Annotated in this window: 21 protein-coding genes; 8 read left to right on the top strand and 13 right to left on the bottom strand. The window is 61.5% G+C overall.

The window, feature by feature from the left end:
• Positions 1–5: 5 nt before the first annotated feature.
• Positions 6–359 (bottom strand): phage infection protein, encoded by a 354-nt coding sequence (locus P3C18_RS07160; RefSeq protein WP_275961147.1) that lies wholly within the window; start codon positions 357–359, stop codon positions 6–8.
• 447 nt (positions 360–806) lie between these two features.
• On the opposite strand from P3C18_RS07160, the gene P3C18_RS07165 reads away from it, so the two are divergent.
• The 4 genes from P3C18_RS07165 to P3C18_RS07180 are packed head-to-tail and all read left to right on the top strand — an operon-like array spanning position 807 to position 4,728.
• Entirely contained in the window at positions 807–2,048 is a 1,242-nt protein-coding gene (locus P3C18_RS07165; RefSeq protein WP_275961601.1) for a glutamine synthetase family protein, read from the top strand.
• Positions 2,049–2,102: 54 nt separating this feature from the next.
• Positions 2,103–3,431, top strand: a complete 1,329-nt coding sequence (locus P3C18_RS07170) for an MFS transporter (RefSeq protein ID WP_275961148.1) — start codon at positions 2,103–2,105, stop codon at positions 3,429–3,431.
• Positions 3,428–4,120 carry a TIGR04283 family arsenosugar biosynthesis glycosyltransferase gene (locus P3C18_RS07175; protein ID WP_275961149.1) on the top strand — a complete coding sequence of 231 codons (693 nt, stop codon included), beginning with the start codon at positions 3,428–3,430 and terminating at the stop codon, positions 4,118–4,120. The genes P3C18_RS07170 and P3C18_RS07175 overlap by 4 nt, the downstream gene beginning before the upstream one ends.
• Entirely contained in the window at positions 4,117–4,728 is a 612-nt protein-coding gene (locus tag P3C18_RS07180; protein ID WP_275961150.1) for a TIGR04282 family arsenosugar biosynthesis glycosyltransferase, read from the top strand. The genes P3C18_RS07175 and P3C18_RS07180 overlap by 4 nt, the downstream gene beginning before the upstream one ends.
• Here the strand turns inward: P3C18_RS07180 and P3C18_RS07185 are convergent.
• The 4 genes from P3C18_RS07185 to flgA form a co-directional block, all read right to left on the bottom strand.
• On the bottom strand, positions 4,725–5,474 hold the full coding sequence (locus tag P3C18_RS07185; protein ID WP_275961151.1) for a flagellar brake protein: 750 nt from the start codon (positions 5,472–5,474) through the stop codon (positions 4,725–4,727). The two genes, P3C18_RS07180 and P3C18_RS07185, sit on opposite strands and share 4 nt — an antisense overlap.
• Before the next feature lie 81 nt (positions 5,475–5,555).
• A complete protein-coding gene (gene flgN / locus P3C18_RS07190; RefSeq protein WP_275961152.1) occupies positions 5,556–6,023 on the bottom strand; it encodes a flagellar export chaperone FlgN in 468 nt (155 codons plus the stop codon).
• A gap of 84 nt (positions 6,024–6,107) precedes the next feature.
• Complete coding sequence (gene flgM, locus P3C18_RS07195) at positions 6,108–6,452, bottom strand: flagellar biosynthesis anti-sigma factor FlgM (protein ID WP_275961153.1); 345 nt, start codon at positions 6,450–6,452, stop codon at positions 6,108–6,110.
• Between the two features lie 157 nt (positions 6,453–6,609).
• Positions 6,610–7,368, bottom strand: coding sequence for a flagellar basal body P-ring formation chaperone FlgA (gene flgA, locus P3C18_RS07200; protein WP_275961154.1), 759 nt, complete (start codon positions 7,366–7,368; stop codon positions 6,610–6,612).
• A 73-nt stretch (positions 7,369–7,441) separates the two neighbouring features.
• Between flgA and P3C18_RS07205 the strand changes: the two genes are divergently transcribed.
• Both P3C18_RS07205 and cheR read left to right on the top strand, forming a co-directional pair.
• Positions 7,442–8,374, top strand: coding sequence for a chemotaxis protein CheV (locus tag P3C18_RS07205; RefSeq protein ID WP_269380457.1), 933 nt, complete (start codon positions 7,442–7,444; stop codon positions 8,372–8,374).
• 44 nt (positions 8,375–8,418) lie between these two features.
• Positions 8,419–9,246, top strand: coding sequence for a protein-glutamate O-methyltransferase CheR (gene cheR / locus P3C18_RS07210; RefSeq protein WP_160015726.1), 828 nt, complete (start codon positions 8,419–8,421; stop codon positions 9,244–9,246).
• Positions 9,247–9,317: 71 nt separating this feature from the next.
• On the opposite strand, the gene P3C18_RS07215 is transcribed toward cheR, so the two are convergent.
• Entirely contained in the window at positions 9,318–12,401 is a 3,084-nt protein-coding gene (locus P3C18_RS07215; RefSeq protein ID WP_275961155.1) for a transglycosylase domain-containing protein, read from the bottom strand.
• 301 nt (positions 12,402–12,702) lie between these two features.
• On the opposite strand from P3C18_RS07215, the gene P3C18_RS07220 reads away from it, so the two are divergent.
• Complete coding sequence (locus P3C18_RS07220) at positions 12,703–13,389, top strand: methyltransferase domain-containing protein (RefSeq protein ID WP_275961156.1); 687 nt, start codon at positions 12,703–12,705, stop codon at positions 13,387–13,389.
• 18 nt (positions 13,390–13,407) lie between these two features.
• Here P3C18_RS07220 and P3C18_RS07225 read toward each other — a convergent pair whose 3' ends face one another.
• The 7 genes from P3C18_RS07225 to metR all read right to left on the bottom strand — a co-directional run bounded on the left by P3C18_RS07225 (position 13,408) and on the right by metR (position 21,354).
• The gene (locus tag P3C18_RS07225) at positions 13,408–13,737 is read right to left on the bottom strand and encodes a DHCW motif cupin fold protein (RefSeq protein ID WP_275961157.1); all 330 of its coding nucleotides are present in this window, start codon (positions 13,735–13,737) and stop codon (positions 13,408–13,410) included.
• 25 nt (positions 13,738–13,762) lie between these two features.
• Positions 13,763–14,503, bottom strand: a complete 741-nt coding sequence (locus P3C18_RS07230) for a glutathione S-transferase family protein (RefSeq protein WP_275961158.1) — start codon at positions 14,501–14,503, stop codon at positions 13,763–13,765.
• Positions 14,504–14,631: 128 nt separating this feature from the next.
• Complete coding sequence (locus P3C18_RS07235; RefSeq protein ID WP_275961159.1) at positions 14,632–17,778, bottom strand: efflux RND transporter permease subunit; 3,147 nt, start codon at positions 17,776–17,778, stop codon at positions 14,632–14,634.
• Position 17,779: 1 nt separating this feature from the next.
• Complete coding sequence (locus tag P3C18_RS07240) at positions 17,780–18,862, bottom strand: efflux RND transporter periplasmic adaptor subunit (protein WP_275961160.1); 1,083 nt, start codon at positions 18,860–18,862, stop codon at positions 17,780–17,782.
• Between the two features lie 5 nt (positions 18,863–18,867).
• A complete protein-coding gene (locus tag P3C18_RS07245) occupies positions 18,868–19,524 on the bottom strand; it encodes a TetR/AcrR family transcriptional regulator (RefSeq protein WP_275961161.1) in 657 nt (218 codons plus the stop codon).
• A 108-nt stretch (positions 19,525–19,632) separates the two neighbouring features.
• Positions 19,633–20,397, bottom strand: coding sequence for a transporter substrate-binding domain-containing protein (locus P3C18_RS07250; protein ID WP_275961162.1), 765 nt, complete (start codon positions 20,395–20,397; stop codon positions 19,633–19,635).
• A gap of 36 nt (positions 20,398–20,433) precedes the next feature.
• Complete coding sequence (gene metR, locus P3C18_RS07255) at positions 20,434–21,354, bottom strand: transcriptional regulator MetR (RefSeq protein ID WP_108487605.1); 921 nt, start codon at positions 21,352–21,354, stop codon at positions 20,434–20,436.
• Positions 21,355–21,554: 200 nt separating this feature from the next.
• Between metR and metE the strand changes: the two genes are divergently transcribed.
• Complete coding sequence (gene metE, locus P3C18_RS07260) at positions 21,555–23,843, top strand: 5-methyltetrahydropteroyltriglutamate--homocysteine S-methyltransferase (RefSeq protein ID WP_275961163.1); 2,289 nt, start codon at positions 21,555–21,557, stop codon at positions 23,841–23,843.
• Positions 23,844–23,942: the final 99 nt, after the last annotated feature.

Raw genomic sequence — 23,942 nt, forward strand, 5'->3', positions numbered from 1 at the left:
TGTGATCAGCTAAAGCGCAGGCCTGGTGTACGTTCAGCACCACCTTCAGCGACGCGGTTCGCGCCAGTGCGGTCGGCACCGTCTTCGGCTACACGCAGACGCTCTTGCAGACGATCAGCACCACCTTCAGCGACGCGGTTAGCGCCAGTACGGTCGGCGCCGTCTTCGGCTACACGCAGACGCTCTTGCAGACGATCAGCGCCACCTTCAGTTTGCAGGTTGCTACCAAAACCCATCAGGGTTTTGACGCTGCTGTCCTGCTTTTCACCCAGCAATGGCTGCGGGTTGTTCTGTGGCAGGGCAAAGGCGCTGATGGACAGGCTGCTCAGGATCAGGGCGGTAAGAATTTGCTTTTTCATGTTCAGGCTCCTCGTAAGGGCGGGTAGTAAGTGAGTACGGAGCCAATGATACGGATGAAAATTTGATGAAGAAGTGCAGGCTGGGCATGGTAATCATCGATGCTATCGATAGTCGGATTAATTATTTATAAATCATGTAGTTATTTTATTTTTTTGACGCTTTAAGGATGGTTTTTGGAGCAATTGTGCATGATCATTAATATCTAATTTATCGATGTATTTAACGCTATAGCCTGCGCTTTAAGTGTCAGATGTGGCTTTGCTTGAAATATCGAACGGCTGGTGCGTATTTTGTACGCCTCGCCGTTCGACTACGGCCTCTTGCATCAATAAGGACAACAGCAAATGAGTACCCTCGACCGCACCGCCCTGGCTGAACTGCTGCGTGGTGTTGATGAAATCGAATGCGTGACGCCCGATCTCAATGGCGTGCCACGTGGCAAGGTGATGACGGCTGAGGGGTTTCTCGAGGGGCGGCGCTTGCAGTTGGCGCGCGGGGTGTTGCTGCAATGCATCATGGGTGGCTATCCGGCGCCGTGTTATTACGGCAGTGATGATGGTGACCTGGCCTTGAATGCCGAGCCGACGCAGATTCATCGCCTGCCCTGGAGTGAAACGCCGCGCGCGCTGGCCATCTGTGATGCCGATGAGTTCGATGGACGCAGCTCCGGGTTGTCGACCCGCGGCCTGCTCAAGCAGGTGCTTGCGCGTTACGCCAGCCATGGCTGGCAGCCGGTGGTGGCAACCGAGCTGGAGTTTTTCGTGTTTGCCCGCAATGCCGACCCATTGCAGCCGTTTCAGCCGCCGCTGGGCCTGGATGGCCGGCGTGAAGACGGCGGTTCGGCCTTTAGCGTGAGTTCCAACAACGGCCTGCGCCCGTTCTTCCAAGAGGTCTATCAGTGCATGGCGGCCCTGGGCTTGCCGCGCGATACCTTTATGCATGAGATGGGCGTCAGCCAGTTCGAGATCAATCTGCTGCACGGTGATCCGCTGCTGCTGGCCGATCAGACTTTTCTGTTCAAGCACCTGCTCAAGGAAGTTGCGCTCAAGCATGGGCTTACTGTGGTATGCATGGCCAAACCATTGGCGCATACGCCGGGTAGCTCTATGCATATTCATCAGAGCGTGGTGGAGCAGGGCAGTGGGCAGAATATCTTCAGCGCGGCCGATGGCCAGGCAACGCCGGCGTTCTATCAGTTTATTGCCGGTCAGCAGGCGGCCATGGCCGACTTCACCCTGCTGTTTGCTCCGCATGTGAATTCCTACCAGCGCCTTTGCCATCCTTATGCGTCGCCGAACAATGCCTGCTGGTCGGAGGATAACCGCGCCGCTGGCCTGCGTATTCCGGCCAGTGCGCCGGTTGCGCGGCGGGTGGAAAATCGCCTGCCAGGCGCCGACGCCAACCCTTATCTGGCGTTGGCGGCCAGCCTTGCGGCAGGTCTGTATGGGATTGAGCAGCAGCTGCAGCCCAGCGCGCCGATCCAGGGTGAGTTCGAAGTGCCGGATGAATTGGCGCTACCCTGTACCATGCATGCCGCGATTGAGCGTCTCAAGCACAGTACGTTGGCGCTGGAACTGTTCGGCAAAGAGTTCATCGAAGGCTACATTGCCAGCAAGACGTTGGAGCTCACCAGCTTCTTTGACGAAATTACCCCGTGGGAGCGCCGCGTGTTGGCGGCCCACGCTTAGAGTCTTACCGCCGAGCATGCGTTCGGCGGCCTTTATGGAGCCATGCGCCGCCCCATGTCTGTGATCCTCAAGTCATTCAGTTCGTTGTATTTCGCCACCCTGTTGATGCTGTTGGGCTCGGGTTTGTTGAGTACTTACCTGGCGTTGCGGCTGGCGCAAACGGCTGATGGGCTGTGGGTCGGCGCGCTGATGGCGGCCAATTACCTGGGGCTGGTGCTGGGCGGCAAGATTGGCCATCGACTGATTGCCCGAGTCGGCCATATCCGCGCTTATGTCGCTTGCGCCGGGGTGGTCACCGCTGCGGTGCTTGGCCATGGCTTGAGCGATTGGCTGCCCAGCTGGTTGCTGCTGCGGATGCTGGTCGGCCTGGGCATGATGTGCCAGTACATGGTGATTGAAAGCTGGCTCAATGAGCAGGCGGAAACCAGCCAGCGTGGCCAGGTGTTTGCCGGCTATATGGGCGCTTCCTACCTCGGCTTGATTCTCGGTCAGCTGGTGCTGGTGGTGCATCCGACGCTCGGTCTTGAGCTGCTGATGCTGGTGGCGCTGTGCTTTGCCCTGTGTCTGGTGCCGGTGGCCTTGACCCGCAAGCTGCACCCGGCGCCCTTGCATCCTGCGCCGCTGGAAATGCGCTTCTTTATCGACCGCGTGCCGTTGTCGCTGACCACTATCTTGGTCGCAGGGCTGCTGATTGGTTCGTTCTACGGCCTGGCGCCGCTGTATGGCACGCGCATGGGCTTGTCCACCGAGCAGATTGGTCTGTTTATGGGGTGCTGCATCATCGCCGGCCTGGTGGTGCAGTGGCCGTTGGGCTGGTTGTCTGATCGGCATGACCGCGTGCAACTGATTCGTGGTTGCGCCGCGTTGCTGGCACTGGCTGCGCTGCCCCTGGCGATTCTGTCGCAAGCCAGTTTGCCGCTGTTGTTTGCCGGCGGTTTTGCCGTGTGCGCCTTGCAATTCAGTCTCTATCCGCTGGCAGTGGCGCTGGCCAATGACCATGTCGAAGCCGAGCGGCGGGTATCGCTGACGGCCATGCTGCTGGTGACCTTTGGTGTCGGCGCCAGTATCGGGCCGTTGCTGGCGGGCGTGCTGATGCGTTTTCTCGGCGCCAGCATGCTCTACGCCTTCGTCTGCGCCTGCGCCTTGATTCTGGTGCTGCGTATCCGGCCGGAGCGCGTTACCCATCTGCATCAGGTCGACGATGCGCCGTTGCACCACATCCCCATGCCCGACAGCACCACCAGTTCGCCACTGACGGCCGCCCTCGATCCGCGTGTCGATGAACAGGTGGTGCATGAGCAGATGCACGACAACAGCACAGTGCAGGAGCCGAGCGCCGAACCTGCAGCGGAGCCGCCTGCTCAGTCAGAGTCGCGCGGATGACGCCGCTGCTTAGCGTGGTGATCCCGGTTCGCAATGAGGCCCAGGCGTTGCCGGACTTGTTGGATGATCTGACGGATTTGCGCGCCATCGGTGCCGAGTTGATCCTGGTCGACGGCGGCAGCAGTGATGGCACCTGCGAGCTGGCGCTGGGGCGGGTTGATCAGTTGCTGAGAACGGCCCCTGGCCGTGCATTGCAGATGAACGCGGGTGCGGCGGTGGCCCGTGGCGAGTACCTGTGGTTTGTGCATGCCGATACGCGGATCAGTACCGAGTCCCTCACCAGTCTGCAACAGGCGTTAAGCCAGCGACCGCTATGGGGGCGTTTTGATGTGCGTCTGTCCGGCCCTGGCCTGGCATTCCGAGTGATAGGCGCGATGATCAACCTGCGTTCACGCCTCAGCGGTGTCGCATCGGGTGATCAGGGGGTTTTTGTTGCTCGCCAGCATTTTGAGGCCATGGGCGGTTATGCGCAGATGCCGTTAATGGAGGATTTGCAGCTGTGCCGGCGGCTTAAGGCACTGGCTCGCCCGCGTTGCTTACGCCCGCCATTGTCGACCTCCAGTCGGCGCTGGGAGCAGCACGGAATCTGGCGTACCGTGGTGCTGATGTGTTGTCTGCGGCTGGCCTATTACTGTGGCGCCAGCCCGGAAAAACTGGCTCGTCAGTACCGGCGAGGGTCGCTGTTATGAACCTGTCGATCTCATTGCATCTGCTTGCTCGCGCCCCGGTGGCGGGGCGGGTAAAAACGCGCCTGATCCCGGCGCTGGGCGCTCAGGGTGCCTGTGATTTACAGCAGCTGCTGCTGGAGCGTGCGCTGCAGTTGCCGGCCCATGGCTTTGGCGAGCGCTTTCTGTGGCTGGACGATTTACCCGATGCAGGCCTGCAGGCGTTGGCGCAGCGCCTTGGCTGGACCTTGGTCGAGCAGCCAGCGGGCGATCTGGGCGAGCGCATGCGCCGTATTGCCACCCTCGGGCTGGCGGAAAGCGATGCGGTGATTCTGATCGGCAATGACTGCCCGGCGCTCGACGGAGCTTATCTGCAGGCGGCATGCCATGCGTTGCAGGAGCAGCCCGTGGTGATCGGCCCGGCAGAGGATGGTGGTTATGTGCTGCTGGGGTTACGCCGCGTGGACGCCGCCTTGTTCAGCGATATGCCGTGGGGCACCGAACGGGTCTTCGAGATGACCCTGCAACGCCTGCAGCAGCTGGACTGGCGTCCGGCACTGCTGCCCGCGTTGTGGGATGTTGATCGGCCTGAGGATTTATCGCGCCTGGCGGCACTGGATATCTTGATCTAGAACAGTCCGTCACTCTCGAAGCGGCGTGCTTCACGCTGCAACTGGTAGACGAAACGTTCGACCAGACGCTGCTCCTGACCATTGATGCGGTGGAAGCGTGCACCGACAAAGGTGGTGTCGACCTTCTCTTCGTACTGCACATGACGCATTTCAATGGCGGTGGTCATGGCGCCGAAAGGAAAGCGTGCAGTAAAGCGCTCATAGACCTGACCGGCCTGCAGGCTGCTGCTGATATTGCCGGGAAAGCGCAATTTGCAGCCGGTGGCAGAGATATCCAGCAAATGCCCAGGTATGGCTGTGCGTAGTTTATCGCCGGCCAGTTCGACTTTGATCAGTTCAGTCTGCTTGAGCGGGGCGCGGAAGGCGCTGCGCCGTTGATGGTAGGTCACCTCAAGTGGCATCGGGCTGAAGTAACAGCGCGCGCCTTCGTGCTCGGTGATGCGCACATTCTGTTCGCATTTCCAGGCTACGCGCACACCTTCATGGAAGGCTTCGACATTGAACGCCTCGCCGTTGGCCAGGTAGCGTTCACCATCGTTTGGCACCAACTCATCGAGAATCAACAGGTTCTTGTCGCGATCAACCTCGATCACGTAGCTCTGAAAGCGTTGGTTGCGTTCGTGGAAGGTGATGATCAGCGGGTCATGGTTTTGTTGCAGTTGGCGCAGGTTGGCAACTATTTCCACCGGTGCCTTGAGCACCTTGGGTGGCTGCGGGCCATCTTCCTGGCTAAAAGGACTGGACACGGTCCATAACTCTCCGAGCAAATGCTATGGCACTAGCATACTGGCAATGTGACAGTATGTCCCCTGTGCCTTTTATAGGTTTCAGGCCTGGCTGAGCGGGCGCTGCTGGCCGATTCTAGCGGCACTGCCGCGGCTGTCATAGAGGCTCGGCGTCTCGTTGCCACGCAGAATGCCGAGCATGCTGTTGGCCGAGGCCTGGCTGGAGCGAATCAGCCGGCCATTACGCAGGTTGGCCGTTTGGCAGCGTTCCAGCAGGGCGTTGAGTTGATCGCCGCGCTCAAGCAGCAGTTCGCCTTGGGTGGACTGTGCGGCAAGCGCTTGCAGGCCGGTGCGGTCGGGGCTGAGGTTGAGGTTGGTAAGCAGTTGGCTGCGCTCTTTGCCGTGCTGGTCGAGCAGGGTTAGTAGCGGCAGTTTTTCCGTCAGGATGCTTTGCAGGCGGGGGAGGTCGCGGTCACTGAGGGCTTGGAATTCGGTGTCGATCAATTCAAGCAACTGCTCGGCGGTGCCGATATCGTTGGTGAACAGTTCAAGCAGGCTGGTGTCGTGCATTGCGGGCTCTTCGGGGTAACAGACGCTGCAGGGTGTGCGTGCAGTGTCTATTGGGCGGCCAATTACCCCAGCGTAGCCCGGTGACTAGCGCTGGGATTCGAAATTAAGCAGTTTGCTGGCAACGCGCTGGCTATCGACTTGATAACTGCCGTCTTCGATCGCCTGCTTGAGCTGGGCGACGCGTTCTTTATTGACGGTCGGCTGATCGCGCAGCTTTTCGCTGACTTTTTGCAACTGTTGGGCCTCGCGGCTCAGCTGTACCGACTCGCCGCTTTTGCCGGCTTGCTGCGCCTGCTCGGCGGGGCTGGGTACGTTGCCAGGTTGTTTACCGCCGATGGCTTCGTTCTGGCCACCTGCCTGCGCACTGCCGGCCCGCCCCGAATTGGCTGGCGATGCGGCATTGTTGAGCCGGTTGATGTCAATGACCATGATGCAAAACCTCGAACAGTGTTTGGACGCTTGCCTAGCTTGTCGGCATTGCCCTGAAAAACTTTAGGGCAAAAAAGTGTGCGTCAGGTAACAGTCTAAACACAGTGTGGATAATCGTCAGCTCACCAAGTGCACAAAGTTAAAACAAGAATCATGCCTACATCGCCACTTCAACCTGTCCAGGCCCAACTACACGAGCCCGGATCACCCGATTGGAGCGTTGGTTACGCACGCTGATCTGCTTGCCAATCGTGCCGTCCGACAAGGCTTCGCCCGGCATACGCACGCTAATACCACCGCTGCGGGCGCTGATCACTACCTGATCACCTTTGCGTATGGCCTCGGCCGCTTGCACATGAATCGGCGCAAGCACCTGATCGGGCAACAGTGGTCGCGTCAATTTTTTACCGATTGCCTGCTTAAGGGCTGTGAGATACCCCTGATTGAGCAGGCCAACATCCCGTTCGGCTAACACCACATCCATGTCCGTCAGCAGATTGTCGCGTTTCAGCGGGCGACTGGCGATCACCACTTCGCGGTACAGGCGCACTTGCCCAGGCACAAAAACTGTCCAGGGTGCATCACCGTCACAGCGTACGCGCAGGGTCACACGGCCAATCGGCTCGGCAGGGCTTTCCAGGGTGGTAGTCAACGGCTGCGGGCACAGCGGCAGGCGCAGGCGGGGGTCGAGTCGGTTGATTTGAATCTCATGGCGGCCAGCGATGTTGCTACGCTGTAAATAATCGCTCACCGCTTGCTCAAGAAAAACTTCGCCAGCGCCGATAAGTTGTTCAGGCCGCGTGGCGTTGGCTGTTGCCAAGGCGCTATAGCCGAGTGCCAGCAAAGCGGGTACAACTGCCAGCCAGTAGCGGCATTTTGCCAGTGAGTGTCGGTTAGTTGTCGTTTCAGTGTTCATATGGGTTGGATAGCAAGGCGCGTGCCGCCTGCTACGCTGACAGCAATCTGTTACTCAAATAAGGAGTTTGGGTATGGCCGGTGTGATGGATTCGGTTAACCAGCGAACTCAGTTGGTTGGACAGAATCGTTTGGAGTTGTTGCTGTTTCGTCTGAACAGCAACCAGCTGTATGGGATTAACGTATTCAAGGTGAAAGAGGTGCTGCAATGCCCGAAGCTCACCATCATGCCGAAATCCAGTCCGGTCGTTCGCGGTGTCGCCAATATCCGTGGCGGTACTATCCCGATTCTCGATTTGTCCATGGCTACCGGCAGCGCGCCGCTGGCTAATATCGACAACAGCTTCGTCATCATCACTGAATACAACACCAAGGTTCAGGGCTTTCTGGTGCACTCGGTCGAGCGCATCGTCAACATGAACTGGGAGTCGATTCATCCGCCACCCAAGGGCACCGGGCGTGACCATTACCTGACGGCGGTCACCCACCTGGACGACAAGATGGTCGAGATCATCGATGTCGAGAAAATTCTGGCCGAGGTGGCGCCAACATCGGAAGTTATTTCTGAAGGCGTACTGAATGCCGAGACCCAGGCGCGTGCGGTAAGCAAACGTGTGCTGACCTGCGACGATTCATCGGTGGCGCGTAAGCAGGTAACCCGTTGCCTGGAGACTGTCGGCGTGGAGGTGGTGGCGCTGAATGATGGGCGTCAGGCACTGGATTATCTGAAGGCGATGGTCGAAGAAGGCAAAAATCCTGCCGAGGAGTTTTTGATGCTGATTTCCGACATCGAAATGCCGGAAATGGATGGTTATACGTTGACCGCTGAGATCCGCGCCGATCCGCGCATGCAAAAGCTGCACATCATCCTGCATACTTCGTTATCTGGCGTGTTCAACCAGGCCATGGTGAAGAAGGTGGGTGCGGATGATTTTCTCGCCAAGTTTCGCCCGGATGACCTGGCGGCACGAGTAGCTGACCGCATCAATATCGCGGCAGGGGACTGAGGGCCTGGCCCTCAGTGAATCATATGTTTGTCGAGGCCTCGCGAGTGTCTACAGGTAATTTGGATTTCGAGCAGTTCCGGACTTTCCTGGAAAAAGCCTGCGGCATCCTGCTTGGCACCAACAAGCAGTATCTGGTTTCCAGTCGGCTCAACAAGTTGATGGAGCAGAACAGCATCAAGACTCTGGGTGAGCTGGTGCAGCGCATGCAGAGTCAGCCACGCAGTGGTTTGCGCGAGCAGGTGGTCGATGCCATGACCACCAACGAAACCCTGTGGTTTCGCGACACCTATCCGTTCGAGGTGCTGAAAAACCGCGTGCTGCCGGAGATGATCAAGGCCAGCCCGGGTCAGCGTCTGCGCATCTGGTCGGCCGCTTGCTCCTCCGGGCAGGAACCCTACTCGCTGTCGATGACCATCGATGAGTTCGAGAAGACCAATATCGGTCAGCTCAAGGGCGGTTTGCAGATTGTTGCCACCGACCTCTCGCCGACCATGCTGATCAATTGCAAATCCGGTGAGTACGACAGTCTGGCGATGGGCCGCGGGCTTTCCCAGGAGCGTCTGCAGCGCTATTTCGACCCCAAGGGACCGGGGCGCTGGGTGGTCAAACCGGCGATTCGTAGCCGCATTGAGTTCCGCCCGCTAAACCTGCTGGACAGTTATGCCAGCCTGGGCAAATTCGATGTGGTGTTCTGCCGTAACGTGCTGATCTACTTCTCGGCTGAAGTGAAGAAGGACATCCTCACGCGCATTCATGCGATGTTGAAGCCGGGCGGCTATTTGTTCCTCGGCGCTTCTGAAGCGCTCAATGGCCTGCCTAACCACTACCAGATGGTGCAGTGCAGCCCAGGGATCATCTACAAGGCCAAGTAATAGTCGCAGGGTTGAAAAAACGGGAGGCCACAGGCCTCCCGTTTTTATTGCGGGCAGTTTTTATTTCGACCCTACAAGGTTCTGGCCTGAACCGCAGGCGTAGGCGGCAGACATTGGCTGTGGGTATCCGGCTCAAGGTAGGGCAGCAGAATCGGCGCCATGCCTTTGAGTACCTGCACCGGCAGCGCTGAGGTGAAACGGAAGCTTTCTGCGGCGCGGCCAGGGACGAAAGCGGTAAGGGTGCCGTAGTGGCGTGGGCCGAGGTAGAAGACAAAGGTTGCGGTGCGGTTCATCGCCCGCGAGCTGAGTACCCGGCCACCGGCGCCGACGGTTTCGATGCGGTTATCGCCGGTGCCGGTTTTGCCGCCGACCTTGAGCGGTTGGCCGTCAGCCTGGGTAAAGCTGCCCAGCAAGCGCCGCGCGGTGCCGGCCTCAACCACATCGGCGAGGGCACTGCGCAGCGCCGCTGCGACTTCCGAGGCCATCACCCGCTTGCCCTCGGTATGTTCGCGTACCACCAGGGTGTCGTAGGGCGTATCGGCGGCAAAATGCAGACTGTCGATGCGTGCGGTGGGTTGCCGAATACCGTCGTTCTGGATAATTCCGACCAGCTCGGCCAGCGCCGCAGGGCGATCACCGGAGCTGCCAATGGCGGTGGCCAGCGACGGCACCAGATGGGCGAAGGGATAGCCGAGGTTTTGCCAGCGCCGGTGAATATCGAGGAAGGCCTCCACCTCCAGCATGATGCGGATGCGGCTGTCGCGGGCGCTCTTGTGCCTGCTGCGGAACAGCCAGCCGTAGACTTCCTGACGTTCGTCCTGGCTGGCGGCCACCGCATTGCTGAAGGTGGCTTGTGGTTGTTCGATCAGGTAGCCCAACAGCCACAGTTCAAGCGGATGGACGCGGGCGATATAGCCCTGATCCGGCAGGTTGTAGGCGCCGGGACCGTAGTTTTTATACAGCTCGCTAATGCGTTTATCGCTGAGTTTTTCCTGGGGCAGGTATTTGCGCAGGAAGGCGGCGAAGCTGGCTTCATCGCTATGTGGCATCAGGTAGCGGTGCACGGCGGCAAGGCGCACCGAGGTGTGGCGCAAACCGTTGAGGAAGGTGTCCAGGCGCTGTTGTTCGGGCTGGCCCTGGTATTTACGCCAGAAACGCAGCAGAAAGGTGGTGCCTTCGCGGTCGGCGAAGTCTTGCAGATAGGCTTGGCGGCGCGGGTCCTTGTCGTCCTTGAGCAGCTCGGCGCTGTTGTTTGGGCCCTGATAAGTGCTGTAGCGCACCAGGTCGCGCATCAGGCGGATAAACGGCAGATTCAGCGACTCGCGCAGGGCTTCTCGCATGCTGGCAATGCGCTGGTTATCTTCACGGCGGAAGTTGTTGAAGGTGTGAATGCCGCCGCCGGTGAAGAAACGCTCGCCAGGGCTGGCGGAATATTTGCGCTCCAGCGCGGCATCCAGCATGGCCGACAGGCTGGCGTTGGGGGTGCTCTGCAGGTAACCGATGGCCCAGCGGGTGAGGTTGTCCTCGGCGCTGACTGCGCGCAATTCGCTGGGGCTCTGCCCCGCGTGGCGCTGGTGCAGTTCGGCGATGATTTCCAGATAGGTGGCCAGCACCCTGAGCTTGGCGGTGGAGCCCAGTTCCAGCTTGCTGCCTTCGTTGATGTCAAACGGCTGGTCGGTGCTATCGGTCTGCACCCGCACCACGCTGCCGTTACTGGTGCGCTCGAACAGGGTGAAGCTGTAGCGCACGTCGGCGGTTTTTTCCGGCGACAGCAAGCGTTCGCCAAACAGACCGATCTGCCCGGCGAACTCCGGATCGGCCAATTGCTGCAAGTAGTGGCTGGCGGCTTGCTGCAGCTCGTTGTTCAGCGTGCTGGTGGCGCTCAGGTCGAGGCGATCCAGGTCATACAGCGGCATATTGAGCATGGCTGACAGTCGCGCTCGCGAGACGCTGATGCCCTTGTTGCTGTCCACCGGCTGCAGATTGGGCTCCAGGGCCCAGTCGCGGTAGCTGAGTTGTTGGTTTAGCGCCGCATCACGCAGCGCAGCGTCAATCAGGCCGCCGCCAGCCAGCAGGCGGATATGGCTATCGGTCAGTTCAGCCAGGTCATTGCGACCCTGGGCCAGGTAATAGGACGGGCGCCGCTGGGCAATCATCAGGGCCAGCACCTGACGCAGCGCCAAGCCGCGCTCGGCCAGGCTGGCATCTGGCGAGCGCGCTGGGTCGAGCAGCAGATTGACCCGGGCGAAGTCCGCGCCGAACCAGATGCGCAGACCATCGGCCAGGCCATGCACCTCGCCATGCCCGGGGGCGGCGGAGAGCGGCACGCTGTTGAGGTAGTCGCGCACGATATTTTCCCGCGCGGCCAATGTCTGCGGCCCGCTCTGGTAGGCGCGCACACTGGCGGAGAGCATCTGCCGCAGTTTCTCCGTACCCGATAACGTCAGGCCGTCCGGGGAGTGGCGGTATTTCTCCAGCTGGGTGGCCAGGGTGCTGCCGCCTGCAGACTGGTCTTGCATATCCAGCAGCTTGCCGACCTGGGAAATGGCCGCCATGACAAAGCGTGGCCAGTCCACTGCCGGGTTGGCCAGGGGGTGTTCAGGATCAAGCAACTTGCGGTTTTCGATAAACAGCAGGCTGCCGGCCACCAGCGGCGGGATGGTGTTGAAGCTTGGGTAGCGCTGTTGTGGGTAGCGGAACTCATAGAAGGGCGTACCGCTGCAGTCACTGATGCGCAGGCCGCTCTGGATCTTCTCCGGGTAGGGTACAAACAGGCCGCGCTGAGCGTAGTCGAGCAGGGCGGGGGAGAACTGCGCCTGTTGCTGCACGGTAAAGCCGCGTTGATCGAGGCGCTCCAGCATCAAGGGCAGGTAGGTGTAGCCCTGGCGTTTATCGAAGGGCCCTTCCTTGGGGTAGATGATCGACGGGCTGGGGCCTGGCTTGACCCGGTAACTGAGGGTTTGCGCGTAGCGGCTGAGTTCCTGGGCCTGAAAGCGCGAGGTGCGTGCTTCCTCGACAAGCCAAAAGCCGGCGGCGATGCCCAGCAATAGCACAAGCAGCCAGAAGGTGACCTTCAATTTACTGGTGCGCTTGCGGGGGCTGGGTTGTTCGCCGGCCGGCAGGGTGGTGATGTCGAGTTGCCAAGGTGCGCCCATATTCATTTAGCCTGATGTACTCATCCATAGGTTTGACAGGTTGCTGAATAACATCAGCGGGCTTGAACACTGAGTTCCTCTCAGCTGGCCACTGTCTGCAGTTTAGCCGCTGGTACATGGGGCAGGCAGGGATGGGCTTGGCAGACAGAGGATTTTTTGCTGATTTTTACGCGCTGGCGCGCTGATTAAGTGATCAGCGGCAACACAGATATGCGCTAACTGGCGCAGGATTGCCCCTGGCACTGCGTGTGTAGGCAGATTGCTAGAATTGAGCCGTGACGGAACAGGCGACGAGTGAGCTATGCAACGCGACCATCGGGAGCAACTCAACCTCAGCTGGCAGGCTAATGCCGATGCCTGGACGGCGGCGGTGCGCGAGCAGCGCATTGAAAGCCGCCGGCTGGTGACTGATGCCGCCATCGTTCAGGCGATTCTCGCCCTGGCGCCCACGCGGGTGCTGGATCTGGGCTGCGGTGAGGGCTGGTTGTGCCGCGGGCTGGTCGAGCATGGCATCGAGGCGGTCGGTGTGGATGCCTCCGCGCCGCTGATTGCTGTGGCGCAACAGGCGGCCGGTGGCGCATCGCAGTACCGCGTGTGCGGTTATGCCGAATTGGAAGCGCAGGCCGCGCAGCTGGGGCGTTTCGATACGCTGGTGGGTAATTTCGCTCTGCTGGAAGAGCCCCTGGCGCCAACCTTGAATGCCTTGCATGGCCTGCTGGCAGCAGATGGCCGGCTGCTGATTCAGACTCTGCACCCCTGGCGCGCCTGCAATGACGTGGGTTACCGCGACGGCTGGCGGGTGGAAACCTTTGCTGGCTTCGGCGAAGGCTTTGCTCAGCCGATGCCTTGGTTTTTCCGCACGCTGGAGTCCTGGCTGGGCCTGTTCAGCGAAACCGGCTGGCGCCTGCAGTGGCTGCAGGAACCGTTGCACCCGGAGAGCGAACAGCCGGTGTCGCTGTTGATGCTGCTAAGTTCCGAGCGCAACTGATCCGGCCTGAAAACGCCTTCAGTCGACGATAAACAGCCGTGCCCCGCTGGTGGTGGATGAGCGATGCGCTTCGGCCTGATCGGCGACCTGATAGCTCATGCCGGCCGTCATCACAAAGCGCCGACCATCTTCCAGCTCGGTGTGCAGTTCGCCTTCCAGGCACAGCAGGATGTGGCCCTTCTGGCACCAGTGATCGGCCAGGTAGCCGGCGCTGTACTCGACCATGCGCACGCGGATGCTGCCAAACACCTGGGTGCGCCAGTAGGCCATGCCGGTTTCGCCGGCATGTTCGCTGCGCTCAATCTGGTTCCAGTCGGTGACGCCGAAGGGGATGTCGCTGATGTTCATGCTGTGGGTCCTTTAGTCAAACAACTCAGCTGCGGCGCTGACGGTCTTCGGCATAGCGGCGCAGTACCCACTGGCCTGCCGGATGGGCGTGCAGTTCATCGAGAAAGGCCTGGGTCTTGGCATCGTGCCCGGCGATACCGGCCCACGGCGTGCCGGCGGGGGTGAACAACGGGGCGAACAGCGCGGCGGCGCTGATGTCGGCCAGGGTCAGTTGTTCGCCGACCAGATAACGTGACGGGTCGCCGTGGATGCGCGACTCGATCAGCGCCAGGCCTTCGAGCAATTCGGCCTGGGATTTCGCCACCCGCGGCGGGGTCACGCCATACAGGCGCTGCACACCGTTGATCAGCACCGGCTTCATCAGGTCGCGCAGGCCCAGCAGCGGGCGATAGACCTTGAGCATGGCGTGCATCACCGAGTCCCACTGCTTGATCTGGCCGTATAGCCAACGGCGCACGTGTACGCCCAGGCGGTCGAACTGTTCTTCCAGCTCCAGTACCTCGGCGCGTTGCGCGGCGTCGGCTGGGAGTAGCGGCTTGTCCGGATAGCGCTGTTCCAGATAGAGGGCGATTTGCGTGGAGTCGCCAATCACCTGCTCGCCATCCTTGAGAATCGGCAGGGTGACGATGTCCGCCAGGCGCTTGCTTTTTAACCGGTGCAGGCCGGGGAAGAGGTTGTCGACCTGAAAGTCGAGGCCCTTGTGGTCCAGGTGCCAGCGGGTTTTTTCGCAGTAGTGGGAAATCGGAAACTGATAAAGCGTGCGCATGGTCGGCCCTCGGCAATGATGCGCCGAGTGTACGGGCTGGCGGCCCGACTACCCAGTCGCAATCGGCAGTCCAGGCTTTCGTTGGGGGAGGGCGTGCGCCCAGGCCATTGCTGACCTGGGCGAACGGCTTATGGCGTGCGTTGCAGCTCGACTTTGCCCGTGGCACTGGCCAGCAGATGCTCCGGCAGGTCGAGCAGGTCGTCGTCGAAGGTTTCCAGCGGCGGCGGGCGACGTTCAAAGCGCGAGCCGAGTACCAGCAGGCAAGGCGTCAGCAGCAGGGTCAGCACGGTGGCGAAGCTCAGGCCGCCGGCAATCGCGCTGGACAGCTGGGTCCACCACTGGGTCGACGGTGCGCCAATGCCCAGGCTCGGGGTGAGCAGGTCGACGTTGACCCCGATCACCATCGGCACCAGGCCGAGCACCGTGGTCACGGCGGTGAGCAGCACCGGGCGCAGGCGCAGGCTACCGGTTTCCAGCGCCGCTTCACGCGGTTCCAGGCCCTGGCGGCGTAGCTGGTTGTAGGTGTCGATGAGGATGATGTTGTTGTTCACCACGATGCCAGCCAGGGCAATCAGGCCCATGCCGACCATGACGATACCGAACGACTGGCCGTTGACCAGCAGGCCCATCAGCACCCCAGCGGTGGACAGCACGATGGCCGAGAGCACCAGCAGCGACTGATAGATGCTGTTGAACTGGGTCACCAGGATGATAAACATCAGGAAGATCGCCACCGCAAAGGCCGTGCCGAGGAAGGTCGCCGCCTCGCGCTGGTCGGCATCCTCGCCAGCGAACTTCACCTGCACATCACTGGACACCTCGCCCATGGCCTCACGCAGGGCTTGCAGACGTTCGTCCAGGCGCGCGCCTTCGGCGATGTCGGCCAGCAGGGTGATGGTGCGGTTGCCGTCGACCCGGCGCAGGGTGCCGACCTTGGGCGCCTGTTGCAGGGAGACGAAGTTGCTCAGCGGAATCTGCCCGGCCGGGGTGTTCAGGGTCAGCCGGCCGAGCTGGTCGAGGGAGCGCCAGTTGGCTGGCAGGCGCACGCGGATATCCACTTCATCGGTGGCGTCTTCCGGGCGATAGGTGGCCAGTTTCAGGCCGTTGGTGACCATCTGCACGGCATTGCCCACGCTCAGCACATCTGCGCCGAAACGCGCGGCCGACTCGCGGTCGACCTTGACCCGCCATTCGATGCCCGGCAGGGCGCGGTCATCCTCGATGTCCTTGAAGCCGCCCAGGCGCTGCATATTGGCGCGTACCTGTTCGACCCACTGATCGGCCTTGGCCGGGTCCAGCGAGCTGACCTGCAGCTTCACCGGTTTGCCGCTGCTCGGGCCTTCCTCCTGCTTGCGGAACTCCAGAACAATGCCGGGGATATCCGCCGTGCGTGTGCTCATGTCGGCGAGAATCTTGCCGGCCGAACGCCGCTCGTGCCATTCGACGAACTGGAACTGCAGGGTGCCGATCACGTCCGCACCGAGCTGGCCGTCCGGCTGCGCCAGGGAGCGGGCATACAGTGCCTTGACCTCGCTCATGCCGAGCAGGCGTTTTTCCACCTGCTGCAGCAGGGCGTCCTTTTCCTGCACCGACAAATCGCCACGGGCGCGCAGCCAGATCTGCGCGTTCTCCGGTTCGACTTCGGGGAAGAACTCCACGCCATGGTTGAAGCGGCCGTAGGCGGTGTAGATCAGCGCGATCAGCGCGAGCATGCCCAGCAGCGTCAGCCCGGGGCGCTTCAACAAGGTGCCGAGCAGGCGGCGATAACCGACGGCGCCACGGCCAGGCTGGGTGGCTTGCGGCAGCGGTTGGCCGCCGGTGACTGCGCCGAGCACCGGCAGAAACACCAGGGCCATGGCCAGCGAAGCGAGCAGGCAGACAATTACCGTGGCCGGCAGGTACTTCATAAATTGCCCGACCACCCCTGGCCAGAACAGCAACGGCAGAAACACCACCAGGGTGGTGGCGGTGGAGGCGATCACCGGCCAGGCCATGCGCGTGGCGGCATTGGCCCAGGCCTGGCGCGGGGTCTGCCCTTGGTGCAGATAACGGTCGGCCAGCTCAGACACCACGATGGCGCCGTCCACCAGCATGCCGGCCACCAGAATCAGGCTGAATAGCACGACGATATTCAGGGTGAAACCGAGCATCCAAATCAGCAGGATGCCGGTGAGAAAGGCCCCCGGAATGGTCAGCCCGACCAGTAGTGCAGAGCGCATGCCCATGCTCGCCACCACCAGAATCAGCACCAGCACGATGGCGGTCATCACGTTGTTGAGCAGGTCGCTGAGCATGCTCTGCACCTGCTGCGACTGATCCATGATGTAGCTGACCTTGAGGCCTTCGGGCAGCAGTGGCTGGGCTTTGACCATCAGCGCTTTGACCTGCTCGATGGTGTCGATGATGTTGGCGCCGCTGCGCTTGGAGACTTCCAGTACCACCGCCGGCTGGCCGTTGATCCGCGCGTAGCCGGTGGGGTCCTTGAAGGTGCGGTGAATGGTCGCGACATCGCCGAAGGTCACCACGCTGTTGCCCACCACCTTGATCGGCATGGACAGCACGTCTTCGAGGTTTTCGATCACCCCGGGCACTTTCATGCTCATGCGCCCGGCGCCGGTATCCAGGCTGCCGGCGGCGACCAGGCGGTTGTTGCGGCTGACCAGGTTGAACAGTTCGTTGTAATCGATGCCGTAGCTGTCGAGCACCTGCGGGTCGACGACGATTTCCAGCAGGTCTTCGCGGTCGCCGCCGATTTCCACCGAGAGCACCTCGGCGATGCCTTCGACGTTCTCTTTCAGGCGGCGAGCGATGTACACCAATTCGGTTTCGGCAATCGGCCCGGACAGGCCAATCGACAGCACCGGAAACAGCGCCACGTTGACTTCATTGACCGTGGGCTCCTCGGCCTCTTCCGGCAGTTTGCTGCGCGCGGTATCGACCTTCTCGCGCACATCGGCAAGGGCCAGCTTGGCATTGAAGCCGGCATCGAACTCCAAGGTCACCGAGGCATGGCCTTCGCTGGCCATGGAGCGCATTTCCTTGACCCCTTCGAGGCTGCGCAGCTCCTGCTCCAGGGGCCGTACCAGCAGGCGTTCGGCGTCTTCCGGGCTGATGCCTTCGAGGGTCACCGAGACATAGATGATCGGGATGCTGACATCCGGGTTGGCTTCCTTGGGGATGGCGAAATACGCCGTCAGCCCGCCGAGCATAAGAAACAGCAGCAACAACAGGCTGGTGCGGCTGCGATCCAGCGCCGCAGCGATCAGGCCGGGCATATCAGCTACCCCCTTTGGCCAGCTGGCTGATCACCTGCTGGCCCGGCTCGACAAAGCCCTGGCCGAGGGTGATCAAGGCGACCTTGTTGGGCAGGCCGCTGACCCAGGCGCCCTGGTTGTCGACGCTGATCAGCTGCACGGGCGTGAACTGCACCTGTTGCTGCTCGTTGACCCACTTGACGCCATGCCGGCCGGCTTTATCCAGGCTCAGCAGGGCAGGCGAGAGGCGGTGGGCCAGGGCTTCACCGGTCTGTACATGCAGGGTCGCGCTGGCACCGGCCAGGCGCAGGGCCTGCGGGTTAGCGACCTTGACCTCGATGCGGAAGCTGCGTGAGCCAGGGTCGGCGGCGGCGGCGATAAAGTGCAGCTCGCCCTGTAATTCGCGGCCGTCGAGCAACTCGACGCGCACGCTTTGGCCCAATGTCAGCTGGGTGACTTCCTGCTGGGCAATCTGTGCGCTGACCTTGAGCTGGCTGATGTCCACCAGGGTCAGCAGGCTTTGTCCGGGCTGGACGAAATCGCCCAGCTCGACCATGCGCTCGTCATACACCCCGGCAAAGGGCGCACTGATCTGCGTGTTGCTCAGTTGAATGCGCGCCAGGTCGAGTTCGGCGCGGGCCTTGGCCAGTTCGCTCTGCAGACGGATCAGTTCGTTGGTGGAAACCAGGTTGCGCTCGCGCAAGCGTTCGGCGGCGCTGGCATCGGCAGCGCGCTGGCGTACATCGGCCTCACCCTTGGCCACCTGGGCCGGGCGGTTGTCGGTGGACAGGCTGAGCAGTAGCTGACCTTGTTTGACCGGGTTGCCTTTGTCCTGATCCAGGCGCGTCACCGTGCCGCTGATCTGCGAGCGCAGCTCGACCCGGCGCCAGGCTTCGATCTGCCCCTGCACCACGTGCTGGCGCTGCATCGGGCTGGCTTCCAGCCACTGCACTTCAACCTTGGTCAGGCCCTGTTTCTCTGTCGGCGCATCGGCCGTGGCGGTTTCCTGCGCCTTGAAACTCGAACCGCTGATCAGCCAGAGCACGAGCAGCAGACTGATGGCGATGGCGATCAACCAGGGGCGTTTGGACAACTGACTGAACATGGTGGCTACTCGTGGCAATGGGGTTGAGCAAGCAGTTCGGCGGCCTGGGTACGCAGGCCGGCAATGATGAAATCGGTGACGCGGGCGAAATACTCATCCAGGGCAATTGGCTCGGCCCAGTGGGCAAAGCCACCAGAGGCGATACGTGCCATCACCCCGTTGACGCAGGCTTCGACGCCCCACAGCAGGTTTTGGCAGTCGGCCTGGCTCAGCGCCTGGTTGTTCAGGGCTACGCCGAGCATGTCGCTGAAGAACAGTTGGAATTCGTGCTCCATATCGAGGAACTGCTGACGGTATGGGGTTTCCAGGCGCTCCTGAAATTCCGGGCGGTCACAGTGCAAACACAGCTGCGCCTGGATCGGGTTGGCCAGCATCTGCTCAAAGGCGCGGTGGATCACCCGGCGCATGGCGTCCTGCGCGGGGCTGGCGGCATGCAGCTGGCGCAGTTCCAGCAGGTTGGCGCGGCTCATATCGAGCACTAGGCGCGCATACAGCGCTTCCTTGCTGGGGAAGTGCTTGTACACCGTGCCTTTGCCGATACCGGCGGCAATCGCCACTTCGGCAATGGTCACGCGGTCCCAGGGCTGCTCGGCAAACAGCTGGCGGGCGGCGTCGAGGAGGGCGTTCTCGCGTTGTTCGAAGAGTTGATCTTGGTAGCGCATGGGTATTTATCGGAAGTCGTGACCGGTGGTCATGCTATGACTGTTGGTCACGCTGGAGCAAGCCGGCAGTTGTAACAGGCTTTGCCGTGGCGTGGTGCGAAAGGGCGATCAGGGGGCGGCGTGGGCGTTGAACTGCTGCCAAATTTGCGCGTAACGGCCGCTGTCCTTGAGTTCCCGCAGGCCCTGATCGAACAGTTGCTGCAGGCGTTCACTCTCGGGTAACTGGCGGGAGAAGATCAGGTGGTAGTCCCAGGTTTCATAGGCTGGCGTGGTGGTTAGGCGCGCCCGTTCCTTGGCGCTGAGCTGGTTGAGCACATAGCTGCCTGAGCCTTTGACGATATCCACTGCATCGATGCGCCCGGCGGCCAGCTTGCGCAGGTTGATCAGTTCATCACCGCTGGCTTCGTACTGCACCCAGTCGCGCTGCTCGGCTTGTTCCAGCACGGGCATCTTCGCCGAGCCGAGCGGAATGCCGATGCGTAGGCCGTTGAGCTGCTCGGCCCCGGTCAGGCTACCGTCCCAGTTGATGGGCTTGTCGCGGCGGTAGAACAGCACCACCTCATCGCTGTACACCACAGCAGAGAACAGGCAATCGGCCTCGCGTTCCGGCGTGCGGCCCCAGATGGCCGAGGCCTGCCAGCGCCCTTGCTTGACCTCCGTGTAGGCGCGCTTCCAGGGGAAGAAGCCGTATTCCACGCTGACGCCCTGGGTGGCGAACGCTTCGTTGAGCAGCTGCGGCACCACGCCATAGTGCGGCAGCGCCTCACCGATAAAGGGTGGCCATTCGCCGATGGCGATGCGGATCTGTTCCTGACTCTGTGCGGGCTGGCAGAAGCCGGCACAGAGCAGCAGGGCGGTGAGCAAACGGCGCATGCAGTGCTCGATATTCAGGCGGCGGGTTATCCAAGCTTAGCCGCGTGCCACGCTGACGCCTTCCAGATTGGCGAAGGAGGTGTCCTTGGCGGTCAGCAGGAAGTCGCGCATAAAGGGCGCATCCAGCATATCGGTGCGGATGCCGGCGTACAGGGTGGCGAACAGGCCCTTGTCGCCCAGGCGCTTGGCGGTCACGTAGCCGCGCGAGCTGTACTCATGCAGCGCCCAGTTGGGCAGGCCGCACACGCCACGGCCGCTGGCCACCAGTTGCATCATCATCACCGTCAGCTCTGAGGTGCGTACCTGGGCCGGCTCGACATCCGCCGGTTCGAGAAAACGGGTGAAGATATCCAGGCGGTCGCGTTCTACCGGGTAGGTGATCAGGGTTTCCGTGGCCAGGTCCTGCGGCTTGATGCACGGTTTGCTGGCCAGCGGATGCTGGTTGGCTACAGCGAGCATGGCTTCGTAGGTAAACAGCGGCACATAGGTGATGCCGGCCAGCTCCAATGGATCGCTGGTTACCACCAGGTCCAGATCACCGCGCGCCAGCGCCGGCAGCGGGGCGAAGGAGAAGCCCGAGGCCAGGTCCAGCTCCACTTCCGGCCAGGCATCGCGGAACTGGTCGATGGTCGGCATCAGCCACTGGAAGCAGCTGTGGCATTCGATGGCCATATGCAGGCGTCCGGCGGTGCCGCCGGCCAGGCGCGCCAGGTCGCGTTCTGCACCGCGCAGCAGCGGCAATACCGTGTCGGACAGCTGCAGCAGGCGCAGGCCGGCGCTGGTAAAGCGCACCGGCTTGGTCTTGCGCACGAATAGCGGCATGCCCAGGCGCTCTTCCAGCTCCTTGAACTGATGCGACAGCGCCGATTGGGTCAGGTGCAGGCGCTCGGCGGCGTCCACCAGGCTTTCACTTTCGCGCAGGGCGTGCAGGGTTTTCAGGTGGCGCAATTCGAGCATGGCGGGCCTCGGCGGGAGGGTAGGGTGGATGACGCTGTTTTCATCCACCATTGGCAAACACGGGCGGTGGTGGATGGATAAAGCGTCATCCACCCTACATGAATAAAACTATAGTTCAAGGCGAATAGATTGAGTTTGTCTCACTTAGGCAGGGTGCCGAGAATAGCCAGCATCTTATTGATCTACTGGAGCGTTCTGACATGGCCCTGTCCCATTCCCTTGGTTTTCCGCGTATCGGTCGCGACCGTGAACTGAAAAAAGCCCTGGAGGCCTACTGGAAAGGCGAGCTGGACGAGGCCGGTCTGCAGGCTGTGGGTCGTGAACTGCGCGCCGCTCACTGGCAACTACAGAAGGACGCCGGCATTGATCTGCTACCCGTCGGTGACTTCGCCTGGTACGACCAGGTGCTGACGCACTCGCTGAGCTTCGGCGTGATCCCCGAGCGCTTTCGCCCGGCAGATGGCAAATCGACCCTGGATACCCTGTTTGGCATGGCGCGCGGCGTCAGTAATAGCTGCTGCGGCGGTGCCCATGCCCAGGAGATGACCAAATGGTTCGACACCAACTACCACTACCTGGTCCCTGAATTTACCGCTGATCAGCAGTTCCAGTTGAGCTGGGAGCAACTGTTCGAGGAAGTCGAAGAAGCCCACGCCCTGGGCCACCGGGTCAAACCGGTGCTGATCGGCCCGCTGACCTATCTGTGGCTGGGCAAAGCCAAGGGCAGCGAGTTTGATCGTCTCGACCTGCTGGAGCGGCTGCTGCCGGTCTACGGCGAAATCCTCCAGCGCCTGGCCGCTCAGGGCGTGGAATGGGTGCAGATTGATGAGCCGATTCTGGTGCTGGACCTGCCGCAAGCCTGGAAGAACGCTTTCGAACGTGCCTACAACCTGCTGCAGCGTGAGCCGGGCAAGAAGTTGATCGCCACCTATTTCGCCGGCCTGGAAGACAACCTCGGTCTGGCCGCCAGCCTGCCGGTGGATGGCCTGCATATCGATCTGGTGCGTGCGCCCGAGCAGTTCCCCACCATCCTCGACCGTTTGCCGGCCTACAAGGTGTTGTCGCTGGGTGTGGTCAACGGCCGTAACGTCTGGCGCACTGACCTGCAGCCGGTTCTGCAGATTCTGCAGCAGGCTCAAGACCGCTTGGGCGAGCGCCTGTGGGTAGCGCCAAGCTGCTCGCTGTTGCACAGCCCGGTCGACCTGAACCGGGAAGACCAGCTGGATGCCGAGCTGAAAAGCTGGCTGGCCTTTGCCGTGCAGAAGTGCGAGGAAGTCGCACTGCTGACCACTGCCCTGAATGCCCCGCAGAACGCCCAGGTGCAGGCCGCACTGGCGGCAAGCCAAGCCGTGCAGGCCAGCCGCGCGCAATCACCACGCATCCATAAACCGGCGGTGCAGGCGCGTCTGGCGGCCATTAGCGCTGCCGACAGCCAGCGTCAGTCGCCGTTTGCTACGCGCATCGAGCAGCAGCGTGCGCGTCTGCAGTTGCCTGCGTTCCCGACCACGACCATCGGCTCGTTTCCGCAGACTGCGTCGATCCGCCTGGCACGCCAGGCATTCAAGGCCGGCAAACTGTCGGCGAGTGACTACACCGAGGCCATGCACAGCGAGATTCGCCACGCCGTCGAGGTGCAGGAAAACCTCGGCCTGGATGTGCTGGTGCACGGTGAGGCCGAGCGCAACGACATGGTCGAGTATTTTGCCGAGCAGCTCGATGGCTATGCCTTTACCCGTTTCGGCTGGGTGCAGAGCTACGGTTCGCGTTGCGTAAAACCGGCAGTGATCTATGGCGACCTGAGTCGGCCCAAGGCCATGACTGTGGCCTGGATTGGTTATGCGCAGACCCTTACCCGCAAGGTGATGAAGGGCATGCTGACCGGCCCGGTGACCATGCTGATGTGGTCTTTCCCACGTGACGATATTTCCCGTGAACAGCAGGCGCGCCAGCTGGCGCTGGCCATTCGTGACGAAGTGGTGGACCTGGAAACGGCCGGGATCAAGATCATCCAGATCGACGAGGCCGCCTTCCGTGAAGGTCTGCCGCTGCGTCAGGCGCAGTGGCAGGGCTACCTGAACTGGGCCACCGAGGCGTTCCGCTTGTGCGCCTCGGGCGTGCGCGACGAAACGCAGATCCACACCCATATGTGCTACAGCGAGTTCAACGATGTGATCGAGTCCATCGCCGCCATGGATGCCGATGTGATCACCATCGAAACCTCGCGCTCGGACATGGAGTTGCTGGAAGCATTCGAACGCTTCGACTACCCCAACGACATTGGTCCCGGCGTGTATGACATCCATTCGCCACGGGTGCCGGACAGTGGCGAAATGGTCAAATTGCTGCGCAAGGCCGCCCAGCGTATTCCCGCCGAACGCCTGTGGGTCAACCCGGACTGCGGCCTGAAAACCCGCGCCTGGCCCGAGACTGAGGCGGCGTTGATCAATATGGTGTCTGCCGCACGGCAGTTGCGCACCGAGCTGGCCTGATAGCGTTCTGTCGCGGCTAAAGCCCCTCCCTCGGTTCTGATCAGCTGTGGCAGGGGCTTTAGTTGGCGCTTCTTGTCGTGATAGGGAGACCGCTCGTCT

This window comes from Pseudomonas sp. 1928-m, assembly GCF_029269135.1.
Lineage (GTDB): Bacteria > Pseudomonadota > Gammaproteobacteria > Pseudomonadales > Pseudomonadaceae > Aquipseudomonas.